The 24,517-nt window shown below is 74.3% G+C and carries 26 protein-coding genes; 14 read left to right on the forward strand and 12 right to left on the reverse strand.

From position 1 onward, the window contains the following. Positions 1-14: 14 nt before the first annotated feature. The 3 genes from GCU60_RS17365 to GCU60_RS17375 all read right to left on the reverse strand — a co-directional run bounded on the left by GCU60_RS17365 (position 15) and on the right by GCU60_RS17375 (position 3,477). Positions 15-1,571 (reverse strand): sensor histidine kinase, encoded by a 1,557-nt coding sequence (locus GCU60_RS17365; protein WP_163207553.1) that lies wholly within the window; start codon positions 1,569-1,571, stop codon positions 15-17. Further along, a complete protein-coding gene (locus tag GCU60_RS17370) occupies positions 1,568-2,332 on the reverse strand; it encodes a response regulator transcription factor (RefSeq protein ID WP_430537429.1) in 765 nt (254 codons plus the stop codon). Before GCU60_RS17370 ends, GCU60_RS17365 begins: the two co-directional genes overlap by 4 nt. 356 nt (positions 2,333-2,688) lie before the next feature. After that, positions 2,689-3,477 (reverse strand): SIP domain-containing protein, encoded by a 789-nt coding sequence (locus GCU60_RS17375; RefSeq protein WP_163207555.1) that lies wholly within the window; start codon positions 3,475-3,477, stop codon positions 2,689-2,691. 104 nt (positions 3,478-3,581) lie between these two features. Between GCU60_RS17375 and GCU60_RS17380 the strand changes: the two genes are divergently transcribed. Both GCU60_RS17380 and GCU60_RS17385 read left to right on the forward strand, forming a co-directional pair. Then, positions 3,582-3,791 (forward strand): DUF2945 domain-containing protein, encoded by a 210-nt coding sequence (locus GCU60_RS17380; RefSeq protein WP_163207557.1) that lies wholly within the window; start codon positions 3,582-3,584, stop codon positions 3,789-3,791. A 44-nt stretch (positions 3,792-3,835) separates the two neighbouring features. After that, the gene (locus GCU60_RS17385; protein WP_163207559.1) at positions 3,836-4,264 is read left to right on the forward strand and encodes a DUF2795 domain-containing protein; all 429 of its coding nucleotides are present in this window, start codon (positions 3,836-3,838) and stop codon (positions 4,262-4,264) included. 25 nt (positions 4,265-4,289) lie between these two features. Here GCU60_RS17385 and GCU60_RS17390 read toward each other — a convergent pair whose 3' ends face one another. Beyond that, a complete protein-coding gene (locus GCU60_RS17390) occupies positions 4,290-5,090 on the reverse strand; it encodes a hypothetical protein (RefSeq protein WP_163207561.1) in 801 nt (266 codons plus the stop codon). Positions 5,091-5,341: 251 nt separating this feature from the next. Between GCU60_RS17390 and GCU60_RS17395 the strand changes: the two genes are divergently transcribed. Then, on the forward strand, positions 5,342-7,249 hold the full coding sequence (locus GCU60_RS17395; RefSeq protein WP_345770669.1) for an LCP family protein: 1,908 nt from the start codon (positions 5,342-5,344) through the stop codon (positions 7,247-7,249). 10 nt (positions 7,250-7,259) lie between these two features. On the opposite strand, the gene GCU60_RS17400 is transcribed toward GCU60_RS17395, so the two are convergent. The 5 genes from GCU60_RS17400 to pstS all read right to left on the reverse strand — a co-directional run bounded on the left by GCU60_RS17400 (position 7,260) and on the right by pstS (position 11,930). Further along, the gene (locus GCU60_RS17400) at positions 7,260-7,799 is read right to left on the reverse strand and encodes a GNAT family N-acetyltransferase (protein WP_163207566.1); all 540 of its coding nucleotides are present in this window, start codon (positions 7,797-7,799) and stop codon (positions 7,260-7,262) included. 22 nt (positions 7,800-7,821) lie between these two features. Then, the gene (pstB, locus tag GCU60_RS17405; RefSeq protein ID WP_163207568.1) at positions 7,822-8,601 is read right to left on the reverse strand and encodes a phosphate ABC transporter ATP-binding protein PstB; all 780 of its coding nucleotides are present in this window, start codon (positions 8,599-8,601) and stop codon (positions 7,822-7,824) included. Positions 8,602-8,640: 39 nt separating this feature from the next. After that, positions 8,641-9,720 carry a phosphate ABC transporter permease PstA gene (pstA, locus tag GCU60_RS17410; protein ID WP_163207570.1) on the reverse strand — a complete coding sequence of 360 codons (1,080 nt, stop codon included), beginning with the start codon at positions 9,718-9,720 and terminating at the stop codon, positions 8,641-8,643. Next, positions 9,720-10,670, reverse strand: coding sequence for a phosphate ABC transporter permease subunit PstC (pstC, locus tag GCU60_RS17415; RefSeq protein ID WP_345770670.1), 951 nt, complete (start codon positions 10,668-10,670; stop codon positions 9,720-9,722). Before pstC ends, pstA begins: the two co-directional genes overlap by 1 nt. 129 nt (positions 10,671-10,799) lie before the next feature. Beyond that, the gene (gene pstS, locus GCU60_RS17420) at positions 10,800-11,930 is read right to left on the reverse strand and encodes a phosphate ABC transporter substrate-binding protein PstS (RefSeq protein WP_163207574.1); all 1,131 of its coding nucleotides are present in this window, start codon (positions 11,928-11,930) and stop codon (positions 10,800-10,802) included. A gap of 469 nt (positions 11,931-12,399) precedes the next feature. On the opposite strand from pstS, the gene GCU60_RS17425 reads away from it, so the two are divergent. Then, positions 12,400-12,720: a hypothetical protein gene (locus GCU60_RS17425; protein ID WP_163207576.1), complete on the forward strand. Its 321-nt coding sequence runs from the start codon at positions 12,400-12,402 to the stop codon at positions 12,718-12,720. Between the two features lie 95 nt (positions 12,721-12,815). Next, positions 12,816-13,454, forward strand: coding sequence for a hypothetical protein (locus GCU60_RS17430; protein ID WP_163207578.1), 639 nt, complete (start codon positions 12,816-12,818; stop codon positions 13,452-13,454). A 28-nt stretch (positions 13,455-13,482) separates the two neighbouring features. Here GCU60_RS17430 and mshD read toward each other — a convergent pair whose 3' ends face one another. Beyond that, entirely contained in the window at positions 13,483-14,385 is a 903-nt protein-coding gene (gene mshD, locus GCU60_RS17435) for a mycothiol synthase (RefSeq protein ID WP_345770671.1), read from the reverse strand. Between the two features lie 8 nt (positions 14,386-14,393). Then, the gene (locus GCU60_RS17440) at positions 14,394-15,131 is read right to left on the reverse strand and encodes a winged helix-turn-helix transcriptional regulator (RefSeq protein ID WP_163207582.1); all 738 of its coding nucleotides are present in this window, start codon (positions 15,129-15,131) and stop codon (positions 14,394-14,396) included. A gap of 83 nt (positions 15,132-15,214) precedes the next feature. Between GCU60_RS17440 and GCU60_RS17445 the strand changes: the two genes are divergently transcribed. The 6 genes from GCU60_RS17445 (at position 15,215) to GCU60_RS17470 (ending at position 18,715) form a co-directional block, all read left to right on the forward strand. After that, entirely contained in the window at positions 15,215-15,469 is a 255-nt protein-coding gene (locus GCU60_RS17445; protein ID WP_163207584.1) for a hypothetical protein, read from the forward strand. Then, positions 15,466-16,284 carry a hypothetical protein gene (locus GCU60_RS17450; protein ID WP_163207586.1) on the forward strand — a complete coding sequence of 273 codons (819 nt, stop codon included), beginning with the start codon at positions 15,466-15,468 and terminating at the stop codon, positions 16,282-16,284. Before GCU60_RS17445 ends, GCU60_RS17450 begins: the two co-directional genes overlap by 4 nt. Next, positions 16,281-16,970, forward strand: a complete 690-nt coding sequence (locus tag GCU60_RS17455) for an LmeA family phospholipid-binding protein (RefSeq protein ID WP_163207588.1) — start codon at positions 16,281-16,283, stop codon at positions 16,968-16,970. Before GCU60_RS17450 ends, GCU60_RS17455 begins: the two co-directional genes overlap by 4 nt. 29 nt (positions 16,971-16,999) lie before the next feature. Further along, a complete protein-coding gene (locus GCU60_RS17460) occupies positions 17,000-17,353 on the forward strand; it encodes a thioredoxin domain-containing protein (RefSeq protein WP_163207590.1) in 354 nt (117 codons plus the stop codon). Between the two features lie 234 nt (positions 17,354-17,587). Next, positions 17,588-18,415 carry a sulfurtransferase gene (locus GCU60_RS17465; protein WP_163207592.1) on the forward strand — a complete coding sequence of 276 codons (828 nt, stop codon included), beginning with the start codon at positions 17,588-17,590 and terminating at the stop codon, positions 18,413-18,415. A gap of 6 nt (positions 18,416-18,421) precedes the next feature. Beyond that, the gene (locus tag GCU60_RS17470; RefSeq protein WP_163207594.1) at positions 18,422-18,715 is read left to right on the forward strand and encodes a DUF1416 domain-containing protein; all 294 of its coding nucleotides are present in this window, start codon (positions 18,422-18,424) and stop codon (positions 18,713-18,715) included. Positions 18,716-18,923: 208 nt separating this feature from the next. Here the strand turns inward: GCU60_RS17470 and GCU60_RS17475 are convergent, their stop codons facing one another. Further along, positions 18,924-20,684 (reverse strand): SpoIIE family protein phosphatase, encoded by a 1,761-nt coding sequence (locus GCU60_RS17475; RefSeq protein ID WP_163207596.1) that lies wholly within the window; start codon positions 20,682-20,684, stop codon positions 18,924-18,926. A gap of 137 nt (positions 20,685-20,821) precedes the next feature. Between GCU60_RS17475 and GCU60_RS17480 the strand changes: the two genes are divergently transcribed. From GCU60_RS17480 to GCU60_RS17490, 3 genes are all read left to right on the forward strand, one after another. Further along, complete coding sequence (locus GCU60_RS17480; protein ID WP_163207598.1) at positions 20,822-22,012, forward strand: MFS transporter; 1,191 nt, start codon at positions 20,822-20,824, stop codon at positions 22,010-22,012. A gap of 163 nt (positions 22,013-22,175) precedes the next feature. Further along, a complete protein-coding gene (locus GCU60_RS17485; protein WP_163207600.1) occupies positions 22,176-22,709 on the forward strand; it encodes an FABP family protein in 534 nt (177 codons plus the stop codon). Next, positions 22,706-24,445, forward strand: a complete 1,740-nt coding sequence (locus GCU60_RS17490; RefSeq protein ID WP_163207602.1) for a DUF885 domain-containing protein — start codon at positions 22,706-22,708, stop codon at positions 24,443-24,445. Before GCU60_RS17485 ends, GCU60_RS17490 begins: the two co-directional genes overlap by 4 nt. The last annotated feature ends 72 nt before the right edge of the window (positions 24,446-24,517 follow it).

A 24,517-nucleotide genomic window follows, 5' to 3' on the forward strand; every position in this document is an offset into this window, starting at 1 on the left:
CGTCGCAAGCCCGCTCAGGACGGCGGCGTGGGACCCCCGGCCGGGCCGCGGCGGGGGAGCCGGACGGTCACGGCCAGCCCGGCACCGGGAGCGGTCTCCAGCGAGGCCGATCCGCCGTGGGCGACGGCGAGCGAGGCGACGATGGACAGCCCGAGGCCGGTGCCACCGGCGGCCCGGGTGCGCGAGGCGTCGGCCCGGTAGAACCGCTCGAACGCCCGGTCCGCGTCGGCCTGCGCCATGCCCGGCCCCTCGTCGGCCACGCGCAGCAGCAGCACCGCGGGGTCGTCCGGTGCCTCGGCCACCGACACGAGCACGCGGGTGCCCGGCGGTGTGTGCGTCAGGGCGTTGGTCACCAGGTTGCCCACCACCTGGCGCAGCCGGCTCTCGTCGCCCAGCACCACGGGGACCTCGGTGAGCGACTCGTCCAGGTGCAGGCTGATCGGCCGGTCCGGCTGGACAGCGCGGGCGTCGTGGACGGCGTCCCCGGCGATCGCGGCCAGGTCCACCGGCGCCACCGACAGCGGCCGCTGCTGGTCCATGCGGGCCAGCAGCAGCAGGTCCTCGACCAGCAGGCCCATCCGCCCGCCCTCGGCCTCGATCCGCTGCATCAGCCGGGCGACGTCCTCCTCCGAGCGCACGGCGCCCTGGCGGTACAGCTCGGCGAAGCCGCGGATGCTCGTGAGTGGCGTGCGCAGCTCATGGCTGGCGTCCGCGACGAAGCGCCGCATCCGCTGCTCCGACCCGCGGGCCTGCTCCTCGGACTCCTGCTGGGCGCGGAACGCGCTCTCGATGCGGGCGAGCATCCCGTTGAGCGCCGTCGACAACCGGCCGACCTCGGTCCGCTCGTCGCCCTCGGGCACCCGTCGGGACAGGTCGCCGGCGGCGATCGCCCGGGCCGTGTGCTCCACCTCGGCCAGCGGGCGCAAGCTGTTGCGCACCAGCAGGTAGCCGGCCACGCCCAGCAGGGTCAGCACGATCAACCCGACGACGACCTCGATGGCCACCAGCCGCCCGATGACCCGCTCGTCACCGCGCAGGTCGCGGGCGAGCAGGGCGGTGTACCCGTCGGCGAGCTCCACGGTCGCGACCCGCCAGCTGGTGCTGCGGTCCTCCGCGGGGACGGTGAACATGCGCGGCGCCGGCGGATGGGCGACCGGGTCGTCCTCGTCGTCCTCCGGACCGTGGCCGCCCGGTCCGCCCCGCAGGCCGCCGTCGGCGATCCGGTCGGCCACCCGGTCCAGATCGGGGCGCTGCGCCTCGTCGCCGACCGGTCCGGCCAGCACGACCAGCTCCGAGCCGTCCGGTGGCACGCAGGCGATGTAGTCGGTGGCCGGGTAGGCCGGGCCGCCCACGGTGCACTGGCGCAGCAGGGCCAGCCGCTGCTGGGACAGCGAGTCGGCCGTGGCGCGCAGCTGGCTGTCCTGCTGCTCGGTGAGGAAGGAGCGCAGCAGCGACGTCGCGGCCACGCCCGTCGCCAGCAGGGCGAGGGAGACGAGCGCGACGAGCAGCGCGACCAGCGTGACCCGCAGGGGGATCCGCGCGCGCCGGGGGGCGGCCGGCGGGGTCGTCATGTGCCGCGCGGCAGCCGCAAGGTGTAGCCCACGCCGCGGATCGTCTGCAGCAGCCGCGGCTCCGTCGTGTCGATCTTGCGGCGCAGGTAGGAGATGTAGGACTCGACGACGTTGGCCTCGCCGTTGAAGTCGTAGTTCCAGACGTGGTCGAGGATCTGGGCCTTCGACAGCACCCGGCCGGCGTTGGCCATGAGGTAGCGCAGCAGCTTGAACTCCGTCGGCGACAGGCTGATGACCTCACCGGCCTTGATGACCTCGTGGGTCTCCTCGTCCAGCTCGATGTCGGCGAAGGTGAGCCGGGGGGCCTCGGCCGCGCGCTGCGCGCCGGCGGTGCGGCGCAGCACCGCGCGGATGCGGGCCACCACCTCGTCCAGGCTGAACGGCTTGGTCACGTAGTCGTCCCCGCCGAGGGTCAGCCCCGAGATCTTGTCCTCGGCCGCGTCGCGGGCGGTGAGGAACAGGACGGGGGTGTGCCGGCCGGACTCCCGCAGCCGCCGGACGACGCCGAACCCGTCCAGGCCGGGCATCATCACGTCGAGGACCAGCAGGTCGGGGCGGAACGACGCGGCCAGGCTCAGCGCCTGGTGGCCGTCCGCGGCGGTGGCGACCTCGAAGCCGGCGTACCGGAGGCTGGCGGACAGCAGCTCGCGGATGTTCGGCTCGTCGTCCACCACGAGCAGGCGGGCCTCGGGGGTGGTGCCCCCCATGGGCTGGTTGCCGGACACGGCCCCTCCGGTCGCATGCGCGGGTGCGGTCGTCATGGTCTCGAGGGTCGGGCGGTCGGCTGCCCCGGCCCTGGACGCTACCTGTGAATCCCCTGGGAGCCCCGCCGTCGACGGAGACGGGGGAGAGCTGTCACCCGCCCGCGGCCCCTGGCGGCCTCCACGCCCCGGTCCGCTCCTCGCTCGGAGCCAAGGCCGCCTCCGCGGTCGGTCCGCTCCTCGCTCGCAGCCAAGGCCGCCTCCGCGGTCGGTCCGCTCCTCGCTCGTTCCTCGCTGCGATGCTTCCTCCCTGTCGGCGACCGCCTCGCTGCGATGCTCCCTCCCGGTCGGCGACCGCCTCGCTGCGATGCTCCCTCCCGGTCGGCGACCGCCTCGCTGCGATGCTCCCGGAGCTGTCAGCCGCCCATGGCCCGGCCGAGGCGCCAGTAGCCGATCGCGTGGTGCTGCGCCCGTCCCAGTCCCCAGCGACCGCGCAGGTCGGCTCGGATCGCCCGCACGGTGGCCGACTCGGCCCCCACCCAGGCGAAGACGTCGTCGCCGTCCGGCCGGTCGAGCGCGGCGACGGCGTCGACCAGCAGGGTGCTGTGGCCCGGGGCGGTCGCACCGCGGTGCAGCCAGCGCACGGCGATCCCGGCGGGGCCCGCCAGCGGCTGCTCCTCCTCGGGCCCGGCCACCTCCAGGTAGGCCACCCCTGCGGTCCCCGGTGCCGCGGCGGCCAGCAGCCGGCTGATCGCCGGGAGCGCGGTCTCGTCGCCGACCAGGAGCAGCCAGCGGGCGGGCCGCTCGGCGAGCGAAGCGGCCCCGGCGACGGCGAGCCGGGCGCCCGGGCGCGCGGCGGCCGCCCACGTGGCGGCCGGGCCGTCGCCGTGCAGCACGAAGTCGATGTCCACCTCGCCGGCGGCAGGGTCCTGCCGGCGGGCGGTGTAGCTGCGCAGCGCGACGCCGTGGCTGCCCTGCGGCCACACGATCCGCCCGTCCCGCTGGATGCGCGGCCACACCGGGTCGGGGTCGTCCACCCGCGGCACCAGCAGGTTGACGGTCGGCCCGGCCAGGGCCACGACGGCGGGATCGCCGGAGAGGGTCACCCGGCGCACCGAGGGGGTCGCGTCGGTGACCGCGACCACGGTCAGGACATCGGCCGGTCGCAGGCCGTCGGTGAACACGGCGCCGTTCGGAGAGGTCACGTCGCTCCAGCCTAGGTGTGCGGTCGATCCCCGGTCCTCGATGTGTGCTCGCGGCCCGCCGGGGGCAGGGCACGAGCAGCATCGTCCACGAGCGGGGGAGCGGCATGACCGACGAGTTGAAGAAGGGTGACCACGTCACCTGGAACAGCCACGGGAACACCGTCGAGGGCACGGTGGAACGGAAGATCACCTCCGACACCGAGGCCTCGGGGCGCACCGTGCGGGCGAGCAAGGACGACCCGCAGTACGAGGTCCGCAGCGACAAGAGCGGCAAGACCGCCGTGCACAAGCCCGACGCCCTGCACGAGGACTGATCCACCGTGCCCGGGCGTCCGGGCCAGACACACAGGGAGACACCGTGACCGAGTCAGCGGACGACTTCGCCGGAGCGTCCTCGCGCAGCACCAAGCACAACCCGCGGCTGGACGAGGAGCTCGAGCACGAGATGCAGGGGATGCTCAAGGCCGAGCGGGCCACGCGCTCGAACGAGTGGCGCGAGGTGGAGCCGGTCGCCGAGGGCGAGCCCGACATCGACAGCAACCCGGCCGGCACGCTGGTCGGTGGCGTCCCGGTCGGCATGACCGAGGACGCGGTCGTCGTCCGCTCCGAGCTGGCGCGCTGGCTCGACCGGGCCGACTTCCCGAGCACCGGCCCGGCCCTCGTCGAGGCGGCCCTGGACCACCGCGCGCCCGACGCCGTCGTGGCCGAGCTGCAGCGCCTGCCCGAGGGGGAGACCTTCGAGCGGATCGGCGACGTCGTCCGCGCCCTCGGCTACCCGACGGAGTAGCAGGTCGGGACGGGAGGGCGCCGGCTCAGGAGCCGGCGTTCTCCCGCGCCTCGTCGTCGGCGATCTCCTCGGCGCCCCGCCGGCGGAACAGCTTCGAGCCGGGGAACCCCTTCACGATCTGGCGCATGTCCTGCACCGTGTCGACGAGGTCGTGGACGTCGGTGCCGACCGTCCCGAGCGTCTCCAGGACCGGGAGGATCTCCTCGTCCAGGTGCGTGAGCAGCTGGGGCAGCCGGTCGATCAGGGTGATGAGCGCGTCGACCTCGGTCGGGTCGAACGACGCCGCAAGCCGCCGGACCGCCGGGGCGAGCGCGGTCAGCGCCGGCTCGTAGTCGGTGAGCAGCGGCTCGACCCGGCCGACCAGCCCCTCGGTGCGCCCGAGCACGGCGTCGGCGCGGCCGGTCGTGTCCCCGACCCGCTCGATCGCGCTGTCGGCCTTCTGCTGGGTCTCGCCGACGCGGTCGATCGCGCTGTCGGCCTTCTGCTGGGTGTCCCCGACGCGGTCGATCGCGGCGTCGGCCTTCTGCTGGGTCTCGCCGACGCGGTCGATCGCGGCGTCGGCCTTCTGCTGGGTGTCCCCGACGCGGTCGATGGCCTCGTCGGCCTTGGCCTGGGTGGCGTCGAGCCGGCCGAGAGCGCCGTCGGCGCGGTCCACGAGCGTGTCCACCCGGTCCACCACTCCGGACACCCGGTCGAGCAGGTCCTCCACCCGGCCGAGGATCGCGGCGGCGCGGGGCACGAGTGCCAGCGCATCGGTCATCCCCTCCCGGACGCCCCCCACCAGGGCGAGCACGTCGGAAGGGCCGGGCACAGAAGGCAGACGCACTCGGTCGACGCTACGCATCCCGCTGGTCGGGCACCATTCGGTTGCCCCCTTCGGGTCCGCCCCCGTGCCGCGCGTCGGCGTGGCACGCGGCCGATTGTCCGTATCGTGGGTCGACGGGACACGTACGTGCGGACGACGAGAAGGTGTCGACACCTGTGGGGGATCAGCCGACGCGGGACGGTGGGGACGCTCGCAGCGTCCCCGCTCGCACCCGACGCGGCCGGACCGCCGGGGGAGGCGTCGCCGAGCCGGTGACCGTCGAGCAGCTGCTCGCCCGGCAGGGCGACGGCTCGGGTCGCCGCCGCGCAGCCCGCCGGGCCGCCGATGCGGCCCCGGAGCGGGGGAGCTCCCCCGGGGAGCTGCCCGTCCACCGCGCGGCCGCGCGCGTCGAGCCGGCCGATCGGGACGACGCCCCGGCGGTGCGGGCCGGCCTTCCGCCGGTGCCCGGAGCGGTGCGGCCGCCGGCTGCTGCGCCCGTCGTCCAGCCCGGCCTCCCACCGGTGCCGAGCGCCCAGCCCGGCCTCCCACCGGTGCCGGACGCCTCGCCCGGCGCCCAGGCCGGGCTCCCACCGGTACCCGGGCGGAACCCCGCCGCCTGGGCCCCCGACGAGCGCCCCTCGCGGCGCAGCGGCCCGATCCCGCCGCTGCCCGGCCTGGCCATCCCGCCGGCCCCGCCGGTCTCCCCGACCCCGCGCCGCCGGCCGGAGCGCCCGCCGCGCAGCCCGGGCCGGCGCCGGGCGGTGCGTGCGGCCATCGCCCTCGTCGGCGTGCTGGGCGTCATCGTGCTCTACCACCTGGCCCTCTACTTCTACGTGGACCAGCGGATCGACCGGGTGGACGCGCTGGCGGTCGACGGACCCGAGGTGCTCGCCCCCGACCTCCAGGACGCCGTGGAGACCTACCTCGTGGTCGGCACCGGCATCCCGGGGCAGACCGGCGCGGCGTCGGTGGCCACCCTGGTCGCCTCCGTCTCGGCCGACGGCGACCGTGCCGTCCTGGTCAGCGTGCCGCCCACGGCGCTGATCGACACCCCGGTGTGCCGCACCCCGGACGGGGACCTGCGCAACCCGGTGACCGAGGCCTTCGCCAGCTCCCTGCTCGACGGCGGCCCGGCGTGCATGGTCCGCGCCATGCAGCAGCTGTCGGGCCTGCGCATCGACCACTACCTCGGTGTGGACCTCGCCCGGCTGCCGGGCATGGTCGACGCGCTCGGCGGCGTCCCCGTCTGCGTGATCCCGTCGGATGCCGTCGCCGCGGCCGCCGAGCCGCCGCCGGCCGGCCCGTCGCAGCTGTCCGGCCCGGCCGCGTCCGGCTTCCTCGCTCCAGGGGACGCCGGGCTCGACGTCACCGGCGCTGCCGTCGCCGAGCGCGCCCAGCGGCTGCTCACCTCCACCCTGCGGGCGGCGATGTCGGCCGACACCCTGCTGGACCCGGTGACGCTGACCCGGTTCCTCAACCGGGCGTCGGACGCCCTCACCGTCGACGAGCAGACGACGCTGGGCGACCTCCGCGTCCTCGCCGGCACGCTCGGCGACCTCTCCGGCGACGCCGTCCACCGCGCCGGGCTGCCGGTCGCGCAGGTCGGCTACGTGCCGGCCGGCACCGACCAGGCCTACGTGGTCCTCGACCGGCCGGCGACCAGGGCGCTGTTCGACGAGATGATCGACGGGGCGCGGCTGCCGGAGGAGGTCCTCGAGGCCCAGCGCGCCGACTCCGCCGCTGACGCGGCCGCCGCCGAGGCCCAGGCCCCTGCAACGGAGGCGCCGGCCGGGCCCCCGCCGCTGACCACGGCGCCCGGGCAGATCACCGTCGACGTGCTGAACGGGACCGGGACGACCGGCCTGGCCGGCACGGTCTCCGACGCGCTGCGCGCGCAGGGCTTCGGCGTCGGCGCCGTGGGCAACGAGCCGGGCACCGTGAGCCAGAGCGTGGTGCGCTTCGGCCCGGGGGCGGAGGAGGCGGCGCGCACCGTGGCGGCGAGCGTCCCCGGCGCGGTGCTCGAGCCCAGCGACGCGATCGGCGGCGCGGTGCAGCTGGTCATCGGCCCTGGCTACTCCACCGTGGTGCCGGTGGAGATCGGCGCGGACGTCGCGCCGGAGCCCGCGGTGGACACCGCGGCGGCGACACCGCAGCCGCAGGCGGCCGAGGTCCGCTGCTGAGCAGGGCCGGTCAGCCCTCGCCCTCCTCCAGCCGCGGGTTGGTCCGCTGGAACAGCACGTGGTCCTGCCACCGGCCGGCGATCCGGAGATAGCGCGGGGCCAGCCCGAACCGTTCGAAACCGTTGCGGGCGAGCACCCGCTGGGAGGCCGTGTTGCCCACCAGCGTGCCGGCCTCCAGGCGGTGCAGCCCGAGCTCGTCGAAGGCGGTCCGCACGACGTGCGCGACGGCGGCCGACGCCAGCCCCTGACGGGTGTGCCGCTGCGCCACCCAGTAGCCGATCACGCCGGACAGCAGGGCGCCACGCACGATCCCGCCCAGGGTGATCCGGCCGGCCACCTCACCGGTGGGGGCGAGCACGACGTAGGGCGCCATCGTGCCCGCCGCGTGCGCGGTCAGCACGGCCTCGAGTTCCGCTCGCTGGCCGGCGTCGGTGAAGTACGAGTCCTCGCGGTGCGGCTCGTAGGGCGCGAGGAACTCGCGGTTCTCCCGCAGCAGCCGGGCGATGGCCGGGGCGTCGTCCAGGGTGGCCAACCGGGGTGGGGGGAGCACCCCGGCATCGTGCCAGCCGGGCTCAGCCGAAGCGGCCGGAGATGTAGTCCTCGGTGGCCTTCTCGTCAGGGTTGCTGAAGATCTTCTCGGTCGGGTTGAACTCGATCAGGCGGCCCGGCTGCCCGACGCCGTTGAGGTTGAAGAAGCCGGTGGACTCGCTGACCCGTGCCGCCTGCTGCATGTTGTGCGTGACGATCACGATGGTGAACCGCTCCTTGAGCTCGGTCATCAGGTCCTCGATGGCCAGCGTGGAGATCGGGTCCAGCGCGGAGCAGGGCTCGTCCATGAGCAGCACGTCGGGCTCGACGGCGATGGCGCGGGCGATGCAGAGCCGCTGCTGCTGGCCACCGGACAGGCCGGAGCCGGGGCGGTCGAGGCGGTCCTTGACCTCGTTCCAGAGGTTGGCGCCCATCAGCGACTTCTCGACCAGGTCGTCGGTCTCGGACTTCTTCATCCGCTTGTTGTTCAGCCGGTTGCCGGCGATGACGTTGTCGTAGATGGACATCGTCGGGAACGGGTTGGGCCGCTGGAAGACCATGCCGATCTGGCGGCGGACGTCGACCGGGTCGACGTCGGCGCCGTAGAGGTCCTGGCCGTCCATGACGACCTTCCCCTCGACGCGGGCGCCGGGGAGCACCTCGTGCATCCGGTTCAGCGAGCGCAGGAACGTGGACTTGCCGCAGCCCGACGGCCCGATCAGTGCCGTGATGCTCCGCGGCTCGATGGAGATGTTGACGCCCTCCACGGCGCGGAAGTTGCCGTAGTAGATGTTGAGGTCGGAGACCTCGATGCGCTTGGCCACGTGGGTGTCCTCCGGGTCGGTCGGTCGGCGTCGGAACGGTCAGCGACCGGTCTTGGGAGCGAAGAAGCGGCTGATCAGGCGGGCCACGACGTTGAGTGCCATGACCAGAATGATGAGAACGAGCGCTGCCGTCCAGGCCCGGTCGAGGAACGCCTGTGTGGCAGTACCCGGCTGGGTCAGCTGGTAGTAGGCGAAGACCGGCAGGGTCGCCATGCGCCCGTCGAACGGGTTGAGGTTCGTGCCGGTGATCAGGCCGACGGTGACCAGCAGCGGAGCGGTCTCGCCGACGACCCGGGCGACGGCCAGGGTGACGCCGGTGCCCAGGCCCGCGATCGCGGTCGGCAGCACGACCTTGACCACGGTCCGCCACTTCGGCACGCCCAGGGCGTAGCTGGCCTCGCGCAGCTCGTTGGGGACCAGCTTCAGCACCTCCTCGCAGGAGCGGACGACCACCGGGATCATCAGCACCGACAGGGCCACCGCCCCCATGACGCCCAGCCGGACGCCGCCGCCGAAGAGCAGCGTGAACAGCGCGAAGGCGAAGAGGCCGGCCACGATCGACGGGATGCCGGTCATGACGTCGACGAAGAAGGTGATCGACTTCTTGAGCCGCCCGCTGGCGTACTCCACGAGGTAGATCGCGGTCATCAGGCCGATCGGCACCGAGATGGCCGTGGCGAGCGCCGTGATCACGAGGGTGCCGAGGATGGCGTGGTACGCGCCGCCACCCTCACCGACCACCCGGTACATCGAGTTGGTGAAGAAGGCGGCGTCGAACCGGGGCAGACCGTTGTCCAGCACGGTCCACACCAGGGAGAGCAGCGGCACCATCGCGACCCCGAAGGCGGTGGTCACCAGGGAGGTCACCAGCCGGTCGGTGGCCTTGCGCCGGCCCTCGACCGCGCGGGACGCGACGTAGACGGCCAGCGTGCCGAGCACGACGCCGTAGACGACGGCGGTGGCGAGGCTGAAGCCCGTCAGGGCCGACAGCGCGAAGCCGAGCGCGACGCCGCCCAGGTAGAGGCCCAGCGGCGCGAAGCGCGGCAGCCGCCGCTGGACGCGGACGGGGCCGACCGGACGTGCCGGGGCGTCGGGGGCGATCCGGGTGGGGGTGCTCATCAGTTGGCTCCGGAGAAGTCGGCGCGGCGGTTGACGACCCAGCGGGCGAGCATGTTGACGCCGAGCGTGATGACGAAGAGCACCAGGCCGCTGGCGATGAGCGTGTTGACGTCGATGCCCGTGGCCTCGGGGAACCTGAGTGCGATGTTCGACGCGATCGTCGACGGGTTGGAGTTGCTGATCAGGGTCAGCGTCGCGCCCGCGCCGCCGGAGAGCACGATGGCCACGGCCATGGTCTCGCCGAGGGCGCGGCCCAGACCCAGCATCGCGCCGGCGATGACGCCGGACTTGCCGTAGGGCAGCACGGCCATCCGGATCATCTCCCAGCGGGTCGCGCCCAGCGCCAGGGCCGCCTCGCGGTGCAGGGCCGGGGCCTGGCTGAACACCTCCCGGGAGATGGCGGAGATGATCGGCAGGATCATCACCGCGAGCACGAGGCCGACGGTGAACATCGTGCGGCCGGTGGTGGATGCCGGGCCGGCGAAGAACGGGATGAAGCCGAGCGTGTCCGCCGCCCACTGGTGGAACGGTCGCAGGGCCGGCGCCAGGACCGCCAGGCCCCAGAAGCCGTAGACGACGCTGGGGATGGCGGCCAGCAGGTCGATGACGTAGCCCATGGCGGCGGCGATGCGCCGCGGGGCGTAGTAGGTGACGTAGAGCGCGATCCCGACGGCGAGCGGGGTGGCGACGAGCAGGGCCAGCACGGCGCCCAGCAGCGTGCCGAGGATCAGTGGCGCGATGTAGGCGGCCAGCCCTTCGCCGCCGGGGATGTCCTCGGCGGGCGCGACGAGCGCGGGGATCGCCTCGCCGATGAGGAAGGCGGCCACCCCGGCGAGGACCAGCAGGATGAGGATGCCCGAGGCCTTCGCGGTACCGGCGAAGATGCGGTCGCCGGGCCGGCGGACGGCCGGCTGCTGCGTGGGCTCGGACGGGGCCTTCGTGGCGGTCACCGCTGCTCCGTGGGGTTCATTCGTGGATGTGTACGCCTGGTCCGGGTCATCTGCTCGGTCTCCCGGGCCGGGCGGTGCGATGGCCCGGGACGTCGTGTGGACGTCCCGGGCCATCGTGGCGTACTGAGGTCAGCTCGCGGCGGTGATCGCGTCGACCGCGGACTGTGCCTTCTCCCGCAGGGCGTCGGAGATCGGCGCGCTGCCGGCGTTCTCCTCGGCCGCTGCCTGGCCGTCCTCGCTGATCACGTACTCCATGAACGCCTTCACGTTGTCAGCAGCCGCCTGGTCGTCGTACTCGATGCAGCCGACGTGGTAGCTGACCAGGACGATCGGGTACTCGCCCGAGCCCTCCGTGGTGCGGTTGAGCTCGATGGCGCCGTCGTACTCGCCCCGGCCCTCGACCGCCGGCGAGTTCTCCACCACGGCGGAGGCGGACTCGGCGGTGGGGGCGACGAACTCGTCGCCCACGCCCACGTTCGCCACACCCAGGGAGCCGGCGCGGCTGGCGTCGGCGTAGGTGATGGCGCCGTTGCGACCCTCGACGACGCTCACGACACCGCTGGTCTGGTTGGCGGCCTCGCCACCCTCCAGCGGCCACACGCCGTCGGGCTCGTTGGTCCAGATGTCACCGGCGGCCTGGAACAGGTAGTCGGTGAAGTTGTCCGTGGTGCCCGAGTCGTCGGCGCGGTGGACCGGCGTGATCGGCACGTCCGGCAGCGTGGCGTCCGGGTTGTCCGCGGCGATGGCCGGGTCGTTCCAGGTGGTGATCCCGCCGGTGAAGATGGAGGCGATCGTGTCGGGCGACAGGTTGAGGTCGTCGACGCCCTCGAGGTTGAACAGCACCGCGATCGGCGAGATGTAGTTCGGGAGCTCGAAGATCTCCCCGCCGGCGCAGCGCTCCTGCGCGGCGGCCAGCTCCTCCTCGTCCAGTGCCGCGTCCGAGCCGGCGAAGTCGGTGTTGCCGGCGACGAACTGCTCGCGCCCACCGCCGGAGCCGACCGGGTCGTAGCTGAAGTTCACGTCCGGGTACTCGCCCTGGAAGCCGGCCTGCCAGGCCTCCATGGCGGCCTGCTGGCTGCTCGCGCCCGCGCCGACGAGGTCTCCGCTGAGGGACTGCTCGTCGCTGCCGCCGCCACCGCCCCCGTTGCCCGACTCGTTGGAAGCACCACAGGCGGCGAGCGCGAGGGTGCCGGCGAGCGCCATGGACAGGGCCGTGGCGCGCGTCTTGGTGCGGAGCTTCAACTCAGTGCCTCTCGACATGGGCCCGGACCTTCTCCGGGCTGCTATGGACCGTCGGGAGAGGACGCTAGGGAGGCCAGGTGGCGCGCCGACCCAGCTCAGGTGAACGGACGGTGAACGACCGCTGAGGTCTTCGATGATCACCGGTGTCCCGGGTCACTCCGGGGCAGGAATCGCCTTTTGTGGCGGGTTGGACGAGGACTCGCGGCGCCGGCCGGATCGCCTGCGACCTGCTGGGGAGACCCTCCCGCGACGGCCTCGCGCGGTGGTCCGGAGGTCCGGGGCGGTGTGCTCCGCGGGGGTGGTTATCCGCTAGGCGGTCCGTGCCGAGGCCCCGGGAGCGGGCTCGGAGTTGCGCGCCGACCGCGCCGCGATGAACCTCGGATTACAAGACGACAAATTACCGGAACGCTGTTGTGCAGGAACCGGTGCGTCAATAACTTCCATTCCGCCGCCGGTCCGGCGGGCACACCGACAGGAAGAAGGCACCATGAAGTTCCGTCTCTCCCGGGTCCTGGCCGGAGCGGTCGTCCCCGCTGCGATCATCGCCATGGCCGCTCCTGCTTCCGCCGAGATCCACAGCTTCGGCGCCCTCAACTGCGGCTCGAGCCTCATCCTCTCCACCGCGTCCTCGACCGGGACCACCAACCACGTGCACTTCCGGAACAGCCAGATCCGGCAGAAGCAGTACGTGAACGGCGGCACCCGTCGGACCACGCTGTACAACCCCGGCGACTGGACCAGCGTCACCTCCGCGCAGGTCAACACGAACGGGTCGATCTTCTCGTCCCGGCTCACCTGCGACTACTGAGCACCGGGCCGCTCGGGCGACACCCTGTCGCCCGAGCGGCCACCGGGCGCCCGAGCACCGCGCCCGAGGACCGAGGACCGAGGGAAGGAACGCAGGTGCGTACTCGACCAGTGCATGCCGTCCTCGCGGTCGTGGCCTGTGCCGCGCTCGCGACGAGCTGCGCGGCGCGCCCCGACGAGGGGGTCAGGTCCACCGCCGAGGCCCGCTCCGATCATCTGCACGACCTGGCCGAGCTCTACGGGATCACCGACCCCCCGGAGATCGCCCTCGAGCGGTACGTGGACCTCGACGAGGCGCCCCGCGTCCTCGCGGCGTGCCTGGTCGAAGCCGGCTGGCCCGGCGTCCGGGCGTCCAGCGACGGGTCGCTGGACTCCGGCGACATGGACCCGGGGGACCAGGCTGCCTACAACGAGGACGTGTACGTGTGCAGCGCCAGGTTCAGCACCCACCCCCGGTATCTGCGCGAGCTGACCCGGGAGCAGCAGGGTGTGGTGTTCGACTACTACGCGCACACGCTGACCCCGTGCCTGCGGGAACACGGCCAGGACGTCCCGGCGGCGCCGCCGAGGGACGGATGGATCGATGCGGCGCATGTCGCGGAGGGCGACGAATCCGCGGCCGGGCCGTGGAACCCGTACTCCTTCGTCGAGCCGCGGGACGCGGCCCACTGGGAACTCCTCAACGAGTCCTGTCCGCAGCTGCCCCCGACCGAGGAGCTGTGGGGGGAGGGCTGAGCGTCCCCGGCGGGCTGGCCGGAGGCCGTCAGCCGCGCGCCGACCGCCACGCCACGTCGACGGCGAACCGCTGGAAACCCCGTGCCTCGTAGAGCCGCACGGCCGCCTGGTTGTCCTCCTCCACGTACAGGAGCACCTCGGCCAGGCCCCGCCCGCGCAGGTGGGCCAGCCCCAGGTCGGTGAGCGCCCGGCCCAGGCCCAGGCCCTGCGCGCCCGGGTCGACGCCGAGCACGTAGATCTCCCCGACCGGCTCCGGGCCTGCGTCACCGGCCGGATGCACCTTCGTCCAGTGGAAGCCGAGCAGCTCCCCGCCGTCGTCCGGCCGACCGCGCCAGGCGAGCAGGAAACCCTCGGGGTCGAACCACGGCTCGGCCTCCCGGAGCGCCAGGTCCGCCGCGGTCATGCGTCCCTGCTCCGGGTGCCAGGCGAAGGCGCGGGCGTTCACCGCCAGCCACGCGTCCTCGTCCCGGCCGGGGCGGAACGGCGCCACCGTGACGCCGTCGGCGAGGGCGGGCCGGGGGTCGGGGTCGACGCCGGCGAGGTCGCGCCGCATCTGCAGCAGGACCCGTGCGCGGTCGAAGCCGTGCGCGGCGAGCAGCTCGGCCGAGCCGGGCAGGTCCCCGTGCGCCCAGACGTCCAGCGCGCGGTCGCCGGCCGCGTCGAGCACCTGGCGCAGCAGCGCCGTCCCGTGCCCGCGGCGCCGGTGCTCGGGGTGGACGACCAGCTCCGCGACGCCGTCGTCCAGCCGCGCGTAGCCGGCGAGGGCGCCGTCGTCGCTGCGCACCACCAGGTCGGAGCCGCCGGGGGAGCGGTGCTGCAGACGCAGCTCGGCGTCCTCCGACAGCGGGCGCACGCCGTCGGCCGCGGTGGCGGCGCGCAGCAGTTCGAGGACCGCGGGGACGTCGACGTCGGATGTGCTGCCGGTGCTCACCTGCGCCATCAGACCAGTTCGGCGTCGGTCCTGTCGTCCGAGGCGGCGGCCTTGGCGGCGGCGTCGGCCACCTGCTGGTCGAGCTTGTAGCCGACGTTGCGCACGGTGCCGATCAGCGCCTCGTGCTCGGTACCGAGCTTGGCCCGGAGCCGGCGCACGTGGACGTCGACGGTGCGGGTGCCGCCGAAGTAGTCGTAGCCCCAGATCTCCTGCAGCAGCTGGGCGCGGGAGAAGACCCGGCCCGGGTGCTGGGCGAGGTACTTGAGGAGCTCGAACTCCTTGTAGGTCAGATCGAGGGCGCGGCCACGCAGCTTCGCGGAGTAGCTGTGCTCGTCGATGACCAGCTCGCCGGCCTGCGTCACGCCGCCGTCGGCGCCGTCCGCGGGCGTCGCGGCGGCCAGCCGGCGGGAGGTGGCCCACTTGAGCCGGGCGTCCACCTCGGCGGGGCCGGCGGTGTCGAGCAGCACGTCGTCCACGCCCCAGTCGGCCGACAGGGCGACCAGGCCGCCCTCGGACAGGACGGCGACCAGTGCGGCGGCGACGCCGGTGGAGGAGAGCAGCCCGCAGAGCGTGCGCGCCCGGATGAGGTCGTGCCGGGCGTCGACGAGCACGACGTCGCCGGAGTCGCCGTCGAGCAGGCTGGACAGCTCGGGAGCGACCACGCGCACCTGGTGACCGAGCAGGCCGAGGGCGGGCAGCACCTCGGTCGTCGCCTGCCGGGCGGCGGTCATGAGCACGAGTCGCATGTCGTCTCCTCAGGGGCCGTGGCCGGCGGACGTCGGCCGGACCTGCGACCACGCTGTCGAGGTGAGAGGGCAGGATAGCCGACGTGCCCGTCGACGTGCCCGAACTCGTCGGCACCCGCCCGTTGCGGGTGACGGCCGGGGACGGGGTGGAGCTCGACGGCCTCGTGGTGCCGGCCGCCGCGGCCGGTACGGCGCTGACCTTCGTCGTCGCGCACGGCGTCACCGACCCGGGTGCCACCGCCTGGGTGGTCCCCGGCTTCGGACACGCCGAGAGCAGCGCCTCGGCCCCGCTCGTCGAACGGATCGGGCGCTGGGCTTCTGAGACGATCCGGGGGTGAGTTCGACCGCCGCCCCGCCCGCGACGCCGGACCGGGCGCACCACCTGCCCGCCGCCGGGGTGGCGGTGCTCGCCACCGGTCTGCTGGCCGGGCTGCCTGCCGCCCTCGACGGCGTCGGGGCGCTGGCCGCCGTCCTGGTGCTGCAGCTGGCGCTCGTGCTGTCCTGGGTGCTGGTCGCCAGGATGCGTGGCTTCACGGCCTCGCTGACCGTCGGCACGGCCGCGGCGGTCGCCGCCGACCTGGTGCTGGTCCTACCGCAGCGCCCCGTGCTCGGCGGGCTGCTGGCGGTGCTGGGCGTGGGCTTCCTGGCCGCGGTGCTGCAGCAGATGCTGCGGTCCCCGCGGCACGCCCTGGTCGACTCGCTGGCCGGCGCGGCGCTGCTGCTGACCGCCGTCGGGGCGCTGGCGGCGCTGCTGGTGCTCGGCACGTCCGACGAGGGCCGGCTGGTGCTCGTCGCGCTGGCCGCCGGGGTGTCGCTCGCGGTCGGCCACCTGGTGGACCGGGTGCTGCCGCGCCCGCGCGTGGCCGACGGCGTGCCGCGCGGTCTGGTCGGCCTGGTGCTGGCCGTGCTCGCCGGCGCGGGGGTGGCCTTCGCCGCCCGTGACCTCGCCGACCTGGGGATGCTCCGCGCGCTGCTGCTCGGCGCGGTGGTGGCCGGCGTCGTCGCGCTGGTGGCGGTGGCCGCCAGCTACGTCGTGGTGGAGGCCGGCGCCGCACCGGGCGACTCGTCGCCCTGGGTGCTGACCGTGGTGCAGGTCGTGCTGCCGATGGCCGCGGCGGCGCCGGTCGCGGTCGGCCTGCTGACGCTGCTGTGAAGGTCCTCGCCGTCCTGCTCCTGCTGCTGGCCGGCCTGGCGGTGCTGGTCGACCGGGTGGCGGTGGTCGTCGCAGAGGGGCAGGTGGCGCTGCAGCTCGCGGACCAGGGCGGCCTGGCCGGCGAGCCGGACATCGACATCCGCGGCTTCCCGTTCCTCACCCAGGCCGTCGGCGGCAGGTACGACGACGTCCGCATCTCGCTGACCGCCGAGCAGCTGGGCCGGCCCGAGGGGACTGAGGCCGACATCGCCCTGCGCGGGGTCTCCCTGCCGCTGTCCTCGGTGCTCTCCGGCGAGGTCCGGGAGGTGCCGGTCGACAGCATCGACGGCACGGCGACGCTGTCCTACGAGCTGCTGGCCGGAGAGCTCGGCGGCAACACCACCCTGGCGCCAGAGGGGAACGGGCTGCGGATCACCCGGACCGTCGAGATCCTCGGCTACTCGCTGCCGCTCACCGCGGCCGGCACCGTGTCGGTGGACGGCGACGAACTGGTCATCGACGTGGAACGAGCCTCCGGCGCCGGGGTGGACGTCCCCCGCGCCCTGGTCGGCCGGGCGGCCGACCTCCTCGACCTGCGCTACCGGCTGGAGCTTCCGTTCGGCCTCCAGCTCACCGACGTCACGCCCGCGAGCGATGGGGTGGACGTCCGGGTCGAGGCGCGCGACGCCGTGCTGACGGCGGAATAGCGCCCCGGACCGGTCCGGTTGTGCCGGGGGTGACGGGACGGCGGCAGGAGGAGGGCCCGGACGGCTCCCCGGTGTTCGACCGCCTGGGCGTGCGCCCGGGCGAGGCCGGGCTGACCGTCGTCCAGTTCTCGACGGCGTTCTGCGGCCCGTGCCGGGCGACGAAGGCCCGGCTGGACCAGCTGCGCGCCACCCGGCCGGCCCTGGCCACCGTGCACGTCGACGCCGAGAGCCACCTCCGCGAGGTGCGCGAGCTGGGCGTGGAGGTCACGCCGACGCTCTTCTTCCTCGACCCCGCGGGGCGGGTGCTGCACCGCAGCAGCGGCGCACCGGGGCTCGGAGAGCTCGCCGCCCTGGTGGACGCCCACGGAGGCACCCCCGCGTGATCGGCTACCCTCGCGCCGTGGGCATCCTGCTGACCTCGCGCCGCACAGTGGACCTGTGCCGCGTCGGCAGCTGCCTGTGTCCGGCCCCGTAGAGGGCGGCACCGCACCGTCCAGACGCGCTCTCCGCGACGTCGGGATGCCCCATTTCCCCCGTGAGTCCCGCGCTCGAGCGATCCGCGTCGTCCCGCACCGCCTGACCGACCGACCGCACACCGATCATCCGGAGGACCACCCATGAGCCGCAACGACGTGCTCGTCACCGCCGATTGGGTCCAGGAGAACCTGGGCACGCCCGGCATCGTCTTCGTCGAGGTCGACGAGGACACCAGCGCCTACGACGGCGGCCACATCGAAGGCGCCGTCAAGCTGGACTGGAAGCAGGACCTGCAGGACCCGCTGCGCCGCGACTACCTCGACAAGACCGCCTTCGAGGCGCTGCTGTCGGCCAAGGGCATCGGCAACGACGACACCGTGGTGCTCTACGGCGGCAACAACAACTGGTTCGCCGCCTACGCCTACTGGTACTTCAAGATCTACGGCCACCGCGACGTGAAGCTCATGGACGGCGGCCGCAAGAAGTGGGAGCTGGACGGACGCCCGCTGTCGAAGGACACCGTCGACCGGCCCGCCACCCAGTACCAGGCCTCCGAGCCCGACCTCTCCATCCGCGCGTTCCGCGACGAGGTCGTGGCCGCCATCGGCAGCAAGAACCTCGTCGACGTCCGCTCGCCCGACGAGTTCTCCGGCAAGATCCTCGCCCCGGCGCACCTCCCGCAGGAGCAGTCGCAGCGGGCCGGTCACGTGCCCACGGCGATCAACATCCCGTGGAGCAAGGCGGCCAACGAGGACGGCACCTTCAAGAGCGACGAGCAGCTGGCCGCGCTGTACGGCGAGCAGGGCTTCGACGACAGCTTGGAGACCATCGCCTACTGCCGCATCGGCGAGCGCTCCAGCCACACCTGGTTCGTGCTCAGCGAGCTCCTCGGCAAGAAGAACGTCAAGAACTACGACGGCAGCTGGGTCGAGTACGGCTCGCTGGTCGGCGTCCCGATCGAGAAGTGAGCTGACATGTGCGGCGCCCCGAAGCAGGGCGGTTCCCTCGCCGGGATCGACCTGAGCACGCAGACGGTCATCCAGGGAGCGGTGTGGCACGACGGCGCCCCGGTGGCCGGTGCCTACGTCCGGCTGCTGGACTCCACCGACGAGTTCACCGCCGAGGTGGTCACCAGCCCGGAGGGCGAGTTCCGGTTCTTCGCCGCCCCCGGCGCCTGGAAGGTCCGCTCGCTGGCCGCCGTCGGCAAGGGTGAGCGGGTTCTCGACGCCGAGGTCGGGCTGAACGAGACGACCATCGTCATCGACTGAAGGACCCCCCTTCCACCCACCCTTCGCAGGCTCAGGGCGGGGCCCTGAAGGGGGGCCGCTCCATCGGGTGACAGTGCGCCCGTCCCGGCACCGCCGGGGCGGGCGCTGTCGCGTCCGCGCCCGGATGCCGATCGGCCCGGCGGGGCCGGCCACCGCCCGGCGGAAGCGGCGGCGCCCGGGTCGTCGCGGCCCTCAGTGATCGGTCGGGTCAGTCGATGCCCGGCGGGAGCCGGTTGGGACCTGCCTCCGCGGGGCGCGGGCGGTCCTCCGGAAAGGTGCGGACGGCGACGATCGCGACGTCGTCGGCACCGGCATCGGGCAGCAGCCGGGCGAGGACGGTGTCCAGCAGCTCCTCCAGCGGGCGCTCGCCCAGGTCGCCCAACGCCTCGGCCAGCCGGGCGGAGCCCTCGTCGAGATCGATGTCCCGCCGCTCCACCAGGCCGTCGGTGACCAGCAGCAGGGTGTGGTGGTCGGGCAGGTCGGCCACGTGGTCGGAGCGGGGCGCATCCGGGTCGATGCCCAGCATCAGCTCCGGCCGCGTGGTCAGCTCGGTGACGGTCCCGTCGGGGGCGAGCAGCAGCGGCGGCAGGTGACCGGCGTTGCTCCACCGGAGCAGCCGCATGCCGCTGACCGGGACGTCGGGATGGCGCTCGATCCGGGCGATCACGCCGGTCGCCATGGTCGCGACGTCGAGACCCCGGGCGGCGTGCTCCGCCCGCGTGAGCACCGCGGCCGGGCTGCCGTCGGAGTCGTAGGCGAGCGCCCGCAGCAGCCCACGGAGCTGGCCCATGGCCGCGGCGGCGCTGCTGTCGTGGCCCACGACGTCGCCGATGACCAGCACGGTGGCGCCGTCGGGCTGCAGGAACGCGTCGTACCAGTCGCCCCCGACCTGCGCCTCGTGCGCGGCCGGGCGGTACCGCACGGCGATCTGCAGGTGGTCCGGCGCGGGCGGGGGCGTGAGCAGCGACTGCTGCAGCCGGTCCGACAGCGCCCGCTCGCTGGCCGCGCGCGCGGACAGCTCGGCCAGCTCGGCGGCCTGCTGCTGCGCGGCCCGGCGCTCGGTGAGGTCGCGGAAGGAGACCACGACGCCGGTCTGCACGCCGTCCTCCAGCGTGGGGACGATGATCATCTCGACCGGCATGGCGGTGCCGTCGCGCCGCCAGAACGTCTCGTCGTCGGCGACGACGGTGCGACCGGTGCGCAGCGCGCGCCAGACCGGGCACTCCTCCCGCGGGTAGGGGGAGCCGTCGGGACGGTGGGCGTGGATGAGGCCGTGCTGGTCGTGGCCCAGCTGCTCCTCCGCGGCGAACCCGGTCATCCGGACGGCGGAGGGGTTGACGAACTCGACCCGCCCCTCGGCGTCGAGGCCGTAGATGCCGTCGGCCACGTTGGCCAGCACCCGCTCGCTGATCGCCAGGGCGCGGCTCAGCTTCGCCTCGGTCTCCCCGAGGACCTCCAGGTCCCGGGCGCGGGTGGCGGCGATCCGCCGCAGGGCGGAGGCCTCGGCCCCCGCGGCGCGTGCCTCGGCGACGGTGCGCTCGCCGTCCAGCCGGTCGGTGATGTCCATGCCGGTGGCCAGCAGGAACTGCGGTCGCGCGCCCTCCCGCACCAGCTGGAGCGTGAAGTCGGCGATCCGCCGGCTGCCGTCGGCGAGGAAGAACTCCGTGACCGCGCGGACGGGCTCGCCGCCCGCGGCCACCTCCTGGCACCACTGTCGGATCCGCTCCCGCGCCGCGGCGCTGCCGGCCCACCACCCGGTGTCCCAGAACTTCCGGCCCAGCTGCTCCGCCCGGTCGAAGCCGCGGCCCTCGACCGCGAGCAGGTTGGCGGTGAGCAGCCGGCCGTCGAGCTCGCAGACGGCGGCGAACATGAAGCTCGAGTCGTGGAGCACCGAGTACCAGGACGGCGTTCCGGGCAGCGCCTGGCCCGCTGGGGTCGGCGCCGTCCCCTGGGGGCCGTCCTCGGCCATGTCGATGTCCGCTCCCCCTGGTCCGTGCCGCAGTGCCGCCGCCGCCCATCATCCCGCCTGCCGGGTACGCCGCACCCGGGGGGTCGACGGTCGCGGCACCGCCGGAGGCATCATGGCCCGGTGGGCTGGCGGCAGGGGTGAACACGGCGCAGGACCTTCCGCCGGGCGTCGCCCGCCCCCACCTGCGCGGGCTCCAGGGCGTCAACCTGGTCAGCTCGCTGGACCGCGCGACGATCGCGCCGATGCTGCTGGTCATCGCGGCCGACCTCCGGGTGTCGGTGGCCGAGGTGACGCTGGTGGCCAGCGTCTACTACCTCACCTACGGCCTGATGCAGCCGGTGTGGGGCATCGTCGCCGCCCGCGTGGGCACCGTGCGCACGCTGCGGCTGACCCTCGCCGGCGCGGGGGTCGTGGGACTGGCGTCCGCGCTGGCGCCGGACGTCGTGGCGCTGACCGTCCTGCGCAGCATCGCCGGCGGGCTGTTCGCGGCGGCCATCCCGTCCACCCTGGTGTACGTCGGCACGCGGGTCCCGGTGGAGCGGCGTCAGCAGCCGCTGGCCGACCTCATGGCAGGGGTCGCCGTCGGCATGGCGGCGGGCACGCTCGGGGCCGGGTGGTCGGCCGAGCTGATCAGCTGGCGCTGGGCGTTCGCGGCCACCGCGGCGGCCGGCGTGGTCCTGGCGGTGCTGCTGCGCACCCTGCCCGAACTGCCGCGGGTGCCCGGGTCCGCCCGGCCCGTCCGCACGCTGGTGTCCGCGGTCCGCCGGCCGTGGACGGCGCTGGTCCTCGTGCTGGCCTTCGTGGAGGGTGCGGCGCTGACCGGCGTCCTCACCTTCATCGCACCGGGGGTGCAGGAGTCCATCACGGGTGGCGCGGGCGTGGCCGGCTCGGTGGTCGCCGCCTACGGGATCTCCGTGCTCCTCTTCACCCGCGTCGTCCGCCCGCTGTCCGGGCGCCTCACGACTCCTACCCTGCTGGTCGTCGGCGGGGTCGCCGGCGTGGGCGGCTTCGGGGTCCTCGCCGTCCACCGGGGTCTCGTCGGTGGGCTCGTGGCGTGCGTCCTCCTCGGCGCGGCCTGGGCCTTCATGCACTCCACGCTCCAGACGTGGGCCACGTCGGTGGCGCCCGAGGCGCGCGCCCAGGTGGTGCCCCTCTTCGCCGCGTGCCTGTTCCTCGGCGGGTCCACGGGCGCCGCCCTGAGCGCGGGCCCGGCCGACGACGGTCGCTACGCCCTGCTGTTCGGCCTCACCTCCGCCGTGCTGGTGCCGCTCACCGTGGTCGCCGCCCTCGGCCGCCGTCGCTACCTGCGCACCCGGCCGGGCCGGTGACGGCCCCTGCCGACCCGACCTGGGCACCCCGCCGCGGCGGGGGCGTCACTACGGTGGTTCCCATGGTTTCTGCCTGGGTCCTGGTCACCCTGTCGGCGCTCGCAGCGCTCGGGTCCGGCTACGGCGCGGTCCGCCTGTCCCGGCGTCCCGAGGGAGGTCGGCGATGAACGGCGAGACCGAGCTGCCGGTGCCCGACACCTCCGACGTCCGCACCGGCGCCGAGGTCTCCGAGGAGATCCTCTCGGTGCTGCCGCTGCTGGGTGAGTGGCACGGGGAGGGGCAGGCCGCCGGGACCAGCGGCGACCACCGGTTCGGCCAGTGGATCCGGTTCAGCCACGACGGCCGGGGCTTCCTGGCCTACGAGTCGCGCACCTGGCGGCTGACCGACGACGGGAAGATCGTCGGCCCGGACGTGCGCGAGTCCGGGTTCTGGCGGCCCCGCGGGAACGACGACGTCGAGCTGCTGGTGGCCGCACCGGACGGGCTCGTCGAGATCTACGTCGGCACCGCGCGGACGACGACCAGCTGGGAGCTGACCAGCGACGTCGTCGCCCGCACGCCCGACGCCCCGGAGGTGAGCCGGGCGGTGCGGCTGTACGGCATCGTCGAGGGCGCGCTGATGTACGCCATCGACCGCGCCGTCGGCGACGGTCCACTGCGACCGACCATGTCGGCGCGGCTGGAGCGGATCCGATGACCGCCCCGCCGACCCCGCCGTCGTCTCCCCGCCCCACCACCCCGAGACAGGTCGCGGACGGCTACGTCGAGGCCGCCACCGAGCTCGACCCCACCCTGGGCACCGCGCTGGGCACCCGCCCGCGCGCGGACGGGCTGCCCGACACCAGCCCGGCCGGGCTGGAGGCGGAGGCGCAGCTGGCCCGGGTCACGCTGGCCGAGCTGGACCGCGTGCTCGCCGCCGACCCGTCGCTGGACGACGACCCGGTGGAGCGCCGCTGCGCCCGCCTGCTGCGCGAGCGGCTGGGCGCCGAGCTGGCCGCGCACGAGGCGGGGGAGGGCTTCCGGTCGCTGAACAACCTGTTCACGCCGATCCACTCGGTCCGCCAGGTGTTCTCCATGATGCCGGCGGCGAGCGAGGAGGACTGGTCCGTCCTGGCCCGCCGGCTGGCCCGCGTGCCGGAGGCGTACCGCGGCTACCGCGCGACCCTGACCGAGGGCGGCCGCCGCGGCCTGCTGGTGGCGCCGCGGCAGGTGCGCACCGTCGTCGCCCAGCTGGACGAGTGGCTGGCCGGCCCGTACTTCGCCGGCTTCGTCGCGGCCGGTCCCGAGGCGCTGCGCGGGGAGCTCGACGCCGCGGCGCAGGCGGCGGACGCGGCGGTGGCCGAGCTGCGGGACTTCCTGCGCGACGAGTACGCCCCGCTGGCCGAGGGCACGCCGGACGCCGTCGGCCGGGACCGCTACGCCGTCGCCGCGCGGCGGTGGACCGGCTCCGATCTCGGGGCCGGGACGGGGCTGGAGGAGGCCTACGCGTGGGGCTGGGCCGAGCACCGGCGGATCCTCGCCGAGCAGCGGGTCGAGGCGGAGAAGGTGCTGCCGGGGGCTGGTTCCCGTCCTGCCGGCCCGATGGAGGCGATGCGCTGGCTCGGCGTCAACGGCCCCGCGGTCGAGGGCGTGGAGGCGATCCGCGAGCGGCTGCAGCAGATGATGGACGACGCGATCGTCGCGCTGGACGGCACGCACTTCGACCTCGCGGAGCCGGTGAAGCGGGTGGAGGCGATGATCGCCCCGCCCGGCAGCGCCGCGGCGCCGTACTACACCCGCCCGGCCCAGGACTTCTCCCGGCCGGGCCGCACCTGGCTGCCGACCCTCGGACGCACCCGCTTCCCGCTCTGGGACCTGGTGTCGATCTGGTACCACGAGGGCGTCCCCGGCCACCACCTGCAGCTGGCCCAGTGGGCGCTGGTCTCCGGTGAGCTCTCCACGTACCAGACGTCGGTGGGCTCGGTCGGCGCCAACGTCGAGGGCTGGGCGCTGTACGCGGAGCGGCTGATGGACGAGCTGGGCTACTTCCCGGACCCCGGCGAGCGGCTGGGCTTCCTCGACGCGCAGCAGCTGCGCTCGATCCGGGTCGTCATCGACATCGGCATGCACCTGGAGCTGCCGGTGCCCGACGACGCCGAGGGCGTGCTGGCCGAGCACCGGGGCCGGCCGTGGACGCCGGAGCTGGCCCGCGCGTTCCTCGGCGAGCACTCCGGCGCCGACGTCGCCTTCCTCGACAGCGAGCTGGTGCGCTACCTGGGCATGCCGGGGCAGGCGATCAGCTACAAGCTCGGGGAGCGGGCGTGGCGCGAGGGCCGGGAGGCGGCGCAGCGGGCCCGCGGCGCGGACTTCGACCTCAAGGCCTGGCACATGGCCGCACTGTCGCAGGGCTCGCTCGGGCTGGACGACCTCGCCGCCGAACTGGCCCGGCTCTAGCCGGTCGGGCCGGGGGCGGGGCCTAGGGCGTGTCTCCCAATCTCGGGGCCTGCGTGGTCGAGGCTGGGCGGG

The sequence above is a fragment of the Blastococcus saxobsidens genome, assembly GCF_010682065.1.
In the GTDB taxonomy this organism is placed as follows: domain Bacteria; phylum Actinomycetota; class Actinomycetes; order Mycobacteriales; family Geodermatophilaceae; genus Blastococcus; species Blastococcus saxobsidens_B.